We start from the raw sequence: 12004 nt of genomic DNA on the forward strand, positions 1-12004 counted from the left end.
TGGCTTAAAAACAAAAAGCGAGAGTTCACGATGAAACAAGTTAATGTCGACGTAGCGATTATTGGTGGTGGTACTGCTGGTCTTGGCGCTTATCGAGCAGCAAAAGCTCATACTAATAGCGTAGTAATGATTGAAGGCGGCCCTTACGGAACAACCTGTGCTCGCGTCGGTTGCATGCCCTCTAAGCTGTTGATTGCGGCCGCAGAAAGTGCCCACCAAATCGAAAAAGCGCCTGGATTTGGGATCCATCCGCAAGGTGAAATACGCATTAACGGACAAGAAGTTATGGATCGTGTAAAACGCGAACGTGATCGTTTTGTTGGCTTTGTGCTTGAAAGCGTCGATGATATTCCCGCAGAAGACAAACTATCGGGCTACGCGAAGTTTGCCGATGACCATACGCTTATCATAGATGACCATACTCAGGTCACCGCAAAACGGATTGTGATCGCGACGGGCTCTCGTCCTGCTTATCCAGCAGCTTGGAATGAGTTGGGTGACCGTCTCGTAATTAATGATGATGTCTTTGGTTGGGATGATTTGCCTGAGTCCGTTGCGGTATTTGGCCCCGGAGTGATCGGACTTGAACTCGGTCAAGCATTGCACCGCCTAGGGGTGAAAGTGAAGCTCTTTGGTCTTGGTGGTCAAGTTGGTCCACTGACAGATCCAGAGGTGATGGCTTACGCAGATAAAACTTTTAAAGAAGAGTTCTATCTTGATGCCGATGTAAAAGTAGAAAGCATGAAGCGCATACCATCATCGAATGCAGCAGGCGCAGACAAAGTTGAAATCCAATTCATTAACCACGACGGTGAATTAGAAACCTTTATTGTTGATTACGTTTTAGCAGCCACTGGACGACGTCCTAACGTAGATAAGCTAGCGTTCGAGAACACCAATATTGCCCTCGATGAACGCGGTGTACCAACCGCAGATCACTACACATTGCAAACCTCCGTAGAGAGTATTTTTATTGCGGGTGATGCAAGTAACCAAGTTCCATTGCTGCACGAGGCCGCTGATCAAGGTCGCATTGCTGGTGATAATGCAGGTCGCTTCCCGGATATTCGTGCAGGTCTGCGTCGTTCGCCAATTTCAGCTGTATTCTCCGATCCGCAAATAGCTATGGTCGGTGAAACTTTCAAACAACTGGAAACTCGCTTAGGAAGCTGTGGTTGTTTTGTTACTGGTGAAGTCTCGTTTGAGAATCAAGGACGTTCGCGTGTCATGCTACGAAACAAAGGGATGTTACATGTCTATGGCGAGCAAGGTACTGGACGCTTTTTAGGTGCAGAGATGATGGGGCCTAACGCAGAACACCTCGCGCATCTTTTGGCTTGGGCACACCAAAATAGAATGACGGTTTCTGAGATGCTAGATATGCCCTTCTATCATCCAGTGATCGAAGAGGGTGTCCGCACCGCTCTACGTGATTTGAATGCAAAACTACACTTAGGGCCAGAAATGGTGAAACATTGCCTTGACTGTGGGCCTGGTTGCTAACTCTTTCATGCTCAATCGAGCCAGTCTTTACATACCAAGCAAAACAGAAAGCCTCGTGATTAACGAGGCTTTCTGCTGACTACTTTGAGGCGATTACATAAGTACTACACAGCCATCATTGCGTAACGACTTACCATGATGATCGCGACTACACCGATCGTAAAAAAACCACCAGCGATACTCAGTGCAAATTTCAATTCTGTCGACATGATTATTTTTCCTATTAAAGACTGACAGCGCACCATACATCAATCACGTGCCACATAAGCTCTACGAAGCTAACTTTCCATTTTTGGTTGTGTTCCTGCGCTCTAAGCTGCGACAAAAAACGCTTTCTCTCTTTGTGTTGGGTATATAATCTGAAGCAACACTGATGCCTTGGAAAACACTATGACTTGTCGCCGCTGCGAGGAACATTGGTTTTGGAAAAAGCTTGGGCGTTGCCAACGATGCTTGGATCAGTTAACGGTGCTTTCGGTACTGTGCTGGATTGTGTGGTGGTTTGCGTTCAAAGATGATCCACAAAGCATCGAGTCGATCGCTTTGATCTTTGCTGGTTTCGCTTTCAATATTTTATTGTTTTTGCATTTATGGATGCGTTTTGTCATCTTGCCGTGGCAACGTCGGCGAGGACGAAAAGAGACGGATAAAAAAGAGTAAAGTGGCAGATAGAAAAAAGCCCCAAAACCAATATCAGTTCTGGGGCTCTCTTAGATTCTTCTAAGAAAAAGCAGTGGTACTTTAATAGACCGAGCTTCCTCTCAAAGGTTCCAAATTTTTTCGATTTTTTTAGCAAATACTGATGTAAGTGAATCAGAAAATAACTATGTCATTGAATGCTAATAAAATCACTCCGAAATTTCAGCTCATGCCACATACGATTTTTGGATCACTTGCTCCATTAAATTGATCTCTAGCGCCACTTCATCACACGCGTGCTGACGTGGACACTGATCGCAATCTTTCAAGACTTTTTCTGGCAACAGCGACTTCGATGTTGGTAAGAAGCTCTGCTTCATAAAGAACTCTGGCGTTCGAGTGAGGACAAAGACCTTCTTGATCGCCATTTGACGTGCTTTCTCAACCAAGTGATTTACGATTGCACTACCCTGCCCTTGACCTTGCCAGCCTGCTTCGATACCAAGAGAGCGTATTTCAGCCAACCCTGAGTCATACACATATAGAGAAGCGCAACCTGTCACTTCACCATGATGCTCTGCCACCGCGAAGGAGCCAATATCTCTCACGAGCTCATTACGAGAGCGGGGTAGATTCTCACCGAGGTTCGCCCAATAAGCCACCATGCCCTCTAGTGTTTCAATGTCCGTCAAACGTGCAGGACGCACTTTCACTGCCGAGCTGTCACGCTGGCTCAGACGTTTATCCGCTTGCTCTACCGCATAAGCGACTTGGTGAGGCGAAACGCCACCCAGCGCACAACGTTTTTCCAAACAAGACTCTATCGTCAGAATGTCATACACATCATCTTCAATCACCTCAGAGAAGGCTTTTAGCTCTTGCAGAGACAATTCTTCCAGCGCACAGCCTTTGTCAATTGCCCCTACCACCGCTACGCCCACAATATGGTGCGCCTCACGGAATGGGATGCCTTTCGCCACTAAGTAATCAGCTAACTCAGTCGCATTCGCATACCCTTGCTTCGCAGCTTCAAGCGTACGCTCACCATTCACTTTAATGCCATCAAAACACAGCGCTGCCATTTCCATGCAATCATTCCATGTGTCTAACGCATCAAACAACCCTTCTTTATCTTCTTGCATGTCTTTGTTGTACGCCAATGGTAAGGCTTTCACTGTCATCATCATGCTCGATAATGCGCCATAGACACGCCCTGTCTTACCACGGATCAACTCAAGTGCATCCGGATTTTTCTTCTGTGGCATCAATGACGAACCAGACGTCACCGTATCCGCTAACTCAATAAAGTTAGACTCCCCTGAGTTGTAGAAGATCATATCTTCTGCAAGACGAGAAAGGTGCAACATAGAAATCGAGGCCACCGACATCAGTTCCATCACATGATCACGATCCGAAACCGAATCGAGTGAATTACGCGTAGCGCGGTGGAAACCAAGGTTATGAGCTAATTGTTCACGATCAATCGGATAAGCCGTGCCAGCTAAAGCACCCGAGCCAAGTGGACAAGTGTCGAGGCGCTGTAAGGCATCATTCAGACGAGAGTAGTCACGCTCGAACATTTCAACATAAGCCAAACACCAGTGAGCAAAGGTGACAGGTTGAGCGCGCTGAAGATGAGTATAGCCAGGCAATACAGTGCCTTGGTGCTGCTTAGCAACATGAACCATTTGCGATTGCAGACGATCTAAAGCAATCAACAGTTGCTGGCCTTGCTGACGACACCAAAGTTTTAGGTCTGTCGCTACTTGGTCATTACGAGAACGCCCAGTGTGGAGTTTTTTACCTAAATCTCCCACTTTACTAATCAGCTGCTGTTCAACCCACGAGTGGATATCTTCTGCATCTGAGCGAAGAATTTGATGAGGATCTTCCATCACTTCTAACTTCAGCTCGTTTAAAGCAAGTTCCAGCTTTTGCTGTTCTTCTGCCGATAGAACATCTACAGAAAGCAGAGCTTTAGACCATGCGATTGAACCTACGATGTCTTGCTCAGCCAATCGGTAGTCAAAACGCAACGAATCGTTAAACTCTTTAAATCTAGTGTCTGCCGCTTGGGTAAATCTTCCGCCCCATAATGCCATTGCGTTTCTCCTGATGACTATTGCTTACTCTAACGTTCTCGAATGAGTAGTAACCAATTTGATGGTCATTTGCTCACTTTTTCTTATGGGTCAACGTTACGGCAATTTCGACAAAAAATAAAGTATAAATTCAATATTTTTACATATATATTCAAACGAAATATATTTGTATCTTTGTGCTCATAGACGTAAGCCAACAAAAAAGACCTGCTATCCAATAGCAGGTCTTTACTCAATCCGAGATGTGGAGAGATTATTTTTTCTGGCTGTTCAACGCACGGATACGGCTTGATAGCGAGTAAAGACGGATGAAACCACCCGCATGGCTTTGGTCGTAAACCTCATCTTCACCAAACGTAGCGAACTCTTCTGAGTACAAGCTGTTGTCAGAACGTTTTTGCGTTACCGTGGCTTGGCCTTTGTAGAGCTTAACAACCACTTCGCCATTCACGTCTTGCGCTAGCTCTTCTGAAGCGGCAAGGATCGACTTACATAGTGGCGTAAACCAACGGCCATCGTACACAAGGTGAGACGCTTTTAGACCCAGCTCTTCACGGAATTCGAATGATGATTTGTCTAGCACGAGCTGTTCAACGGCACGCAGCGCTTCCATCATGATGGTGCCTCCCGGTGTTTCGTAGCAGCCACGAGATTTCATTCCTACTAGACGGTTTTCAACGATATCGATACGACCAACACCGTGCTTCGCACCTTTTTCGTTTAGATAAACCAACGCGTTGTATGGTGTCATCGCTTCGCCATCAACTTCGACCACCTCACCTTTTTCTACTTTCAGCGTGACGTATTCCGCTTCGTTTGGTGCTTGCTCTGGGTCTACAGTCCATACCCAGCAATCTTCGTTTGGTGCGTTCCACGTATCTTCTAGGACGCCACCTTCAGTAGAAATGTGCCATGCGTTTGCATCACGTGAGTAGATCTTAGTAAGAGACGCTGAACAAGGAATGTTACGCTCAGCTAGGTAATCCAAACATTCTTCACGGCTCACTAGGTCCCATTCACGCCAAGGGGCAATCACTTGTAGATCTGGTGCTAGTGCTGCGAATGCGCCTTCGAAACGAACTTGGTCATTACCTTTACCTGTACAGCCGTGACACAATGCGTCCGCGCCCACTTTACGTGCGACTTCAACCTGTGCTTTAGCAATAATTGGACGCGCCATTGATGTACCCAGCAGGTACTTACCTTCATAGTACGCGCCGGTTTTTAGCGTTGGGTAAATGTAGTCTGCGACCATTTCTTCTTTCAAGTCAGCGATGTAACACTCAGAAGCACCAGAGGCTTTTGCTTTCGCTTCAATGCCTTCTAGCTCTTCTGCGCCTTGACCAACATCGGCAACGAAAGCAACGACTTCACAATCGTAGTTCTCTTTTAGCCACGGGATAATTACTGAGGTATCTAGACCGCCTGAGTATGCGACTACCACTTTATTTACGTTCACTTTGCTCATCTTTCTTCTCCAAACTTAACTGGCGCTGCGCTCGGCGGTCAGTGCCAACTACTACTTCCTAATATTGAATTCTTTTGCTGATGCTTATTGAGGCAAAAATTGCGTTCCAATACTTTCACCAGCGAATAGCTGTACTAATTTTTCTGGGTAACGCCAGGTCGCGACTTCGATAGGGCGACCAAGATCATTGGCCGCCTCCAAAGCAGCTTTAACTTTGACGATCATGCCGTCTGTGATCACTTGCCCTTTGATCAATGCATCGGCTTCTTGCTCAGATAGCGTTTTGATCAAATGCCCTTTGCCATCGAGTACGCCACTCACATCTGACAACAGGACTAATTCAGCATCGAGAGCACCTGCCACCGCGACTGCGGCTTGGTCAGCATTCACATTCATCATCTGGCCATCTGTGGTTAAGCCAATTGAACTGATGATCGGCAGTGCGCCTGTGTTTAGTACCGCTTGTAATAGCGTTGAATCACCCGGTGATGCTTTACCTACCGCGCCGAGTTCTGGGTCAAGTTCTTCAACAAGACACAAACCACCATCCGCAAGGCTAAGACCCACAGCGTTAAGACCGTCCGCAATCGCTTGACCTTGAAGCAGCTTGTTTGCGGTACCTGCAAGCGCGCCTGCAATCACCGGAATTTGATCGTAAGGCGTTACGCGTAAACCGTTTTTCTTTACGGTTTCAAGCTGAAGCTTTGCCATCAACTCATCAACTAGGTAGCCACCGCCATGAACGATGGCGATTTGTCGCTGTGCCGATTTTTGGTAAGCCGCAATGGCACCAAAAAGTTGGCTTAAGGTTTGAGTGCAAGATAGAGCTGCACCGCCTAGCTTAATGACTAAAGGAGCTTGATTGGTTTGCGTCATCGCATTTCCCTCTTTCAACGACTACAGCAACGCTGTCAGTTCTGGGTAACCATAATGAATATTGAGACATTGCATCGCTTGACTTGATGCACCTTTGAGTAGATTGTCGATGGCTGAAATCACAATGATGTGTTCGCCTTGTACCTTCCAGCCGATATCGCAGAAAGGGGTATTTTCGACATCCTGAATACGTGGAATGCCATCGCCTTTTAAACGCACGGCTGGCTTTCCTAGATAAGCTTGTTCAAATGCTTGAGCGACTTGTTGCTCTGTAACGCCTGATGCTAGCTTCATCGTGATCGTGGCAAGAATGCCGCGTTTAAAGTTGCCTAGGTGCGGAGTAAAAATCACATCGCAACCTAAGTGCTGAGCAATTTCTGGTTGGTGACGATGAGTAAATACACCATAAGGTTGCAAGCTCACTTCACAGAAACTGTTCACCATAGAAGCTTTACGCCCAGCTCCGGACACACCGCTGGTCGCGTTAATGACAGGCCATTGATTGGTATCCACTAATGCATTTTCGAGTAGAGGTTTGATGGCTAACTGCGAAGCAGTCGGGTAGCAACCTGCTACAGCAACTAAGGGAGCAGTTTGAATTGATTCCTGGTTCCACTCTGCTAAGCCGTATGCAGCTTTATCTAGCCAGTTATTATGTTGATGCTCGAAGCCATAAAAGGTGTTGTAAAAACCTTCACTTTGGACGCGGAATGCCCCCGATAAATCGAATACCTGACAGCCTGCCTCCAAGAAAGTTGGGGCTAGATCGTGGCTCACCTCATGAGCCGTTGCTAAAAACACCACATCCGATTCTTGAGCGATTTGCAGTGGATCCGTTAGTGGCGAGACCGGCATATCAATGATGCCTGCTAACTTACCGTGCAGCTGCGCAATATTCTTTCCTGCATCAACACTGTTGGCGGAGACGTATAAACCTGATAGCGTGAGTTGTGGGTGTTTATTAACCATTAACGCTAACTCTGCGCCGGTGTAACCGCTGGCTCCAATAATCGTGGTTTTTAGCATTGTGTGACATCCATATACTTAAAGGCTTAAATGACTATTCATATTTAATTTTTGCTTTATTTTGATTTTTTATTCATTAAATATGATTTAATATGTGTTTTACATTTTTGTGGTCTGTCTGTCAACAGGAGATTTGAAGAATCCATGCAATTACCAACTTTTCTAGAGGTCTATGAAGGACTCATCAGCACCTCTTCTATCAGCTCCACGGATCCGAGCTGGGATCAGGGCAATGCAAAAGTCATCGAAAAACTCGCATCTTGGTTTAAAGATCTGGGTTTTAGCGTTGAAGTGATCGAGGTCGAGCCAGGCAAGCACAATATGATTGCACGTATGGGTGAGGGTGAAGGCGGCCTTTTACTTGCGGGCCATAGTGATACCGTGCCATTCGATCAAGGACGATGGAATTTTGATCCACATAAACTGACTGAAAAAGACAACCGCTTTTACGGTTTAGGCACGGCAGACATGAAGGGCTTTTTTGCCTTTATTTACGAAGCCGTCAAAAAAGTCGACTGGAGTAAGCAAACCAAGCCGCTATACGTATTAGCCACTTGTGACGAAGAAACCACCATGTTGGGTGCACGACATTTCACCGTAAACGCCCCTTTTAAGCCGGATTACTGCATTATTGGTGAGCCCACCAGCCTCGTTCCTATTCGCGGCCACAAAGGTCATGTGGCGAATGCAATTCGGGTCACGGGTAAGTCAGGCCATTCATCCGATCCTGCCTTAGGCGTTAACGCGATTGAGATCATGCATGAAGTGATGTTTGCCATGATGCAACTGCGCGATAAATTGGTGAAAGAATACCACCATCCGGGTTTTGCCATTCCAAGCCCTACCCTAAACCTTGGACACATTCACGGTGGTGACAGCGCTAACCGTATTTGTGGTTGCTGTGAGCTGCACTATGATGTTCGCCCACTACCAGGGATCAGCCTGGATGGCCTAGAAAATATGCTGCGCGGAGCATTAAAAGAAGTCGAAGCAAAGTGGCCTGGACGCTTGGAGATAATTCCCTTACATGAACCAATTCCGGGTTACGAATGCCAACATGACCACCCATTTATCGGTGGTGTTGAAGAGATCTGCCAAACCAGTTCAGAAACCGTGAACTACTGTACTGAGGCGCCCTTCTTACAACAGCTCTGTCCAACCTTAGTTCTCGGCCCCGGTTCAATTGACCAAGCGCACCAACCGGATGAGTTTCTCTCATTTGATTTTATCGATCCCACAATTGATGTGCTTTCAAAGGCAATGGTCAAGTATTGCTGTTAATACACGAATAAACTCAAAAGTCAGTGCAGCTCGATTGAGCTGCATCTTTTTATCTTCACAATTTAGCGCTAGCCTTAACACTTCTTTAACTTGTTATTTTGTAATTAATTTTCACTTCTTATTCTACAGCTGCCGTAAATTTGCTCTAAATCAGGAGACAGCGGAATAATTGCAAACTTAGTCTGCTTTATTTGACTATAACTGGTGCTTTTCGCTAGATTGGAGTCTTAACAAGGACAATGGATGTAGTTTTTTTACGAGGCAGGACGACAATGAACGAGAAATACGCCGCACTCAAAAGTAATGTGCGCATGTTAGGCCACTTATTGGGTAACACCATTCGCGATGCCCATGGCGAAGAAATCTTCGAGAAAGTGGAAACCATTCGTAAATTATCCAAATCAGCTCAAGCAGGAAATCAAGCAGACAGGGACAGCTTGATCGAAGAAATCAAACATTTACCTGATGAGCAACTAACGCCCGTTACCCGTGCGTTTAACCAATTTCTAAATCTCACCAATATTGCTGAGCAATACCACACGATTTCACGCCACTGTGAAGAACACATCTGTGAACCAGACGCGATTAACTCGCTGTTTTCTAAACTGGTACAAAACGATGTGAGCAAACTGGACACTGCGCAAGCGGTTCGTGATCTGAATATTGAATTGGTATTGACGGCTCACCCAACGGAAATCACGCGTCGCACGATGATCAACAAATTGGTCAAGATCAACGAGTGCTTATCAAAGTTGGAACTGAGTGATCTTTCTTCTAAAGAGCGCAAGAAAACCGAGCGTCGTTTAGAGCAACTGATCGCGCAAAGCTGGCATTCAGACGTAATTCGACAACAGCGCCCTACTCCGCTGGATGAAGCAAAATGGGGTTTTGCGGTCGTTGAAAACTCACTGTGGGAAGCAGTGCCAGACTTCTTACGTGAAATGCACGATCGCTTGAAATCTTACTTGGGTGAAGGTTTACCAATTGATGCTCGCCCTGTGCACTTCTCTTCTTGGATGGGGGGTGACCGCGACGGTAACCCGTTTGTCACTCATAGCGTGACACGTGAAGTATTGCTTCTGTCTCGTTGGAAAGCCGCAGATCTTTATCTCAATGACATCAACGAGTTGATCAGTGAACTGTCTATGACGGTTTCAAACGATCAAGTTCGTGAACTTGCTGGCGAAGATCAGCACGAACCATATCGTGCGATCCTGAAACAACTTCGCTCACTATTGAACGAAACCAAAGATATTCTCGATGCTAAAATCCATGGTCAAAAACTGGCCGTTAAAGCTCCGTTGCAAAAAGTCGAGCAACTTTGGGAACCTCTGTATGCCTGTTACCAGTCGCTAAATGAATGTGGCATGGGTGTGATCGCAAATGGCTCTCTACTAGATACATTGCGCCGCGTAAAAGCATTTGGTATTCATCTTGTTCGCCTTGATATCCGCCAAGAGAGCACGCGTCATTCAGACGTATTGTCTGAATTAACCCGCTACTTAGGCATTGGTGATTACGAACAATGGAGCGAGCAAGATAAGATTGCTTTCCTAACCAACGAACTCGCATCTAAGCGTCCTCTTCTGCCTCGTGATTGGGAACCATCAGAACCTGTCAAAGAGGTTTTGGACACCTGTAAGATTATTGCAGCACAACCGCGTGAAGCATTCGGTGCCTACGTTATTTCTATGGCACGCACTGCATCGGATGTGTTAGCAGTCCACCTACTTCTGCAAGAAGCTGGCTGCCCATATCGTATGGATGTTTGCCCATTATTCGAGACGCTAGACGACTTGAACAATGCAGAATCGGTCATCAAACAGCTGATGGGTATCGACCTATACCGTGGCTTTATCCAAAACCACCAAATGGTCATGATTGGTTACTCTGACTCAGCGAAAGATGCGGGTGTCATGTCTGCAGGCTGGGCTCAGTACCATGCGATGGAATCGTTAGTAAAAGTGGCGGAAGAAGAAGGTGTTGAACTGACTCTATTCCACGGTCGTGGCGGTACAGTAGGCCGCGGTGGCGCGCCAGCACACGCTGCACTTCTGTCTCAACCACCAAAAAGCTTGAAAGGTGGTTTGCGCGTAACAGAACAGGGCGAGATGATCCGCTTTAAACTCGGTCTCCCAGACGTCGCCGTAAACAGTTTTAACCTTTACGCGAGCGCGATTCTAGAAGCCAACCTATTGCCACCACCAGAGCCAAAACAAGAATGGCGCGACTTAATGGAAGTGCTATCAGAAGTTAGCTGCGAGTCTTATCGCAACGTAGTTCGCGGCGAGCCTGATTTTGTGCCTTACTTCCGTCAAGCGACACCAGAACTCGAGCTCGGTAAGTTGCCACTTGGCTCTCGTCCTGCAAAACGTAATCCGAAGGGCGGAGTGGAAAGCTTACGTGCAATCCCATGGATCTTCTCGTGGAGCCAAAATCGTTTGGTACTTCCAGCATGGTTAGGTGCGGGTGAAGCGATTCAATACTCCATCGATAAAGGTCACCAAGCGCTGCTCGAAGAGATGTGTCGTGAATGGCCGTTCTTCTCGACTCGCCTTGGCATGCTAGAAATGGTGTACTCGAAGTGTAATATCGATATTTCTCGCTATTACGATGAGCGATTGGTGGATGAATCACTCCGTCCACTCGGTGAAAAGCTTCGCGCTCAGCTTCAAGAAGATATCAAAGCAGTACTGAATGTAGAGAACAACGAAAACTTGATGCAGCATGACCCTTGGGGACTCGAATCGATTCGCTTGCGCAACATCTACGTTGAGCCATTGAACATGCTACAAGCCGAGTTGCTATACCGTACACGCCAAACCGAAGAAGCATCTGCAAACCTAGAAGAAGCGCTAATGGTGACAATTGCTGGTATTGCAGCTGGCATGCGCAACACAGGCTAATCGCTTCATTTGTAATAAAAAAGCTGAGCAAGTGCTCAGCTTTTTTTTGGCGCTGGATAATTGCGCAACCAAAAGGCAGTTTAATAAACTATAAAAAACCCAAAAATTACCACACAAAAAGAATAAAAAACCACAAGTTAACACTATTGATTATTATGTTAGTTTTTTAGGGTAATTTTGTCCTACTATTCCACTTCATGCTT

Annotated in this window: 8 protein-coding genes; 4 read left to right on the forward strand and 4 right to left on the reverse strand. The window is 46.3% G+C overall.

All coding sequences use genetic code 11. The annotated features are described in order from the left end of the window. The first annotated feature begins 30 nt into the window (after positions 1–30). Positions 31–1503 (forward strand): dihydrolipoyl dehydrogenase, encoded by a 1473-nt coding sequence (locus ACHFJ9_RS21435; protein ID WP_395356243.1) that lies wholly within the window; start codon positions 31–33, stop codon positions 1501–1503. 390 nt (positions 1504–1893) lie between these two features. Continuing rightward, on the forward strand, positions 1894–2163 hold the full coding sequence (locus ACHFJ9_RS21440; RefSeq protein WP_012841349.1) for a DUF3624 domain-containing protein: 270 nt from the start codon (positions 1894–1896) through the stop codon (positions 2161–2163). Between the two features lie 206 nt (positions 2164–2369). Here ACHFJ9_RS21440 and argH read toward each other — a convergent pair whose 3' ends face one another. From argH to argC, 4 genes are all read right to left on the reverse strand, one after another. Continuing rightward, positions 2370–4244 carry an argininosuccinate lyase gene (gene argH, locus ACHFJ9_RS21445; RefSeq protein WP_005395725.1) on the reverse strand — a complete coding sequence of 625 codons (1875 nt, stop codon included), beginning with the start codon at positions 4242–4244 and terminating at the stop codon, positions 2370–2372. A 253-nt stretch (positions 4245–4497) separates the two neighbouring features. Further along, positions 4498–5712 carry an argininosuccinate synthase gene (locus tag ACHFJ9_RS21450; protein WP_017821738.1) on the reverse strand — a complete coding sequence of 405 codons (1215 nt, stop codon included), beginning with the start codon at positions 5710–5712 and terminating at the stop codon, positions 4498–4500. A gap of 84 nt (positions 5713–5796) precedes the next feature. After that, entirely contained in the window at positions 5797–6588 is a 792-nt protein-coding gene (gene argB, locus ACHFJ9_RS21455) for an acetylglutamate kinase (RefSeq protein WP_046874627.1), read from the reverse strand. Between the two features lie 21 nt (positions 6589–6609). After that, positions 6610–7614, reverse strand: a complete 1005-nt coding sequence (gene argC / locus ACHFJ9_RS21460; RefSeq protein WP_104969866.1) for an N-acetyl-gamma-glutamyl-phosphate reductase — start codon at positions 7612–7614, stop codon at positions 6610–6612. A 144-nt stretch (positions 7615–7758) separates the two neighbouring features. On the opposite strand from argC, the gene argE reads away from it, so the two are divergent. Together argE and ppc are read left to right on the forward strand one after the other, a co-directional pair. Continuing rightward, positions 7759–8895, forward strand: a complete 1137-nt coding sequence (argE, locus tag ACHFJ9_RS21465) for an acetylornithine deacetylase (protein WP_012841347.1) — start codon at positions 7759–7761, stop codon at positions 8893–8895. Between the two features lie 272 nt (positions 8896–9167). Continuing rightward, positions 9168–11801: a phosphoenolpyruvate carboxylase gene (gene ppc / locus ACHFJ9_RS21470; protein WP_005395732.1), complete on the forward strand. Its 2634-nt coding sequence runs from the start codon at positions 9168–9170 to the stop codon at positions 11799–11801. The last annotated feature ends 203 nt before the right edge of the window (positions 11802–12004 follow it).

It is taken from the genome of Vibrio sp. D3, assembly GCF_043995865.1.
GTDB lineage: Bacteria > Pseudomonadota > Gammaproteobacteria > Enterobacterales > Vibrionaceae > Vibrio > Vibrio diabolicus.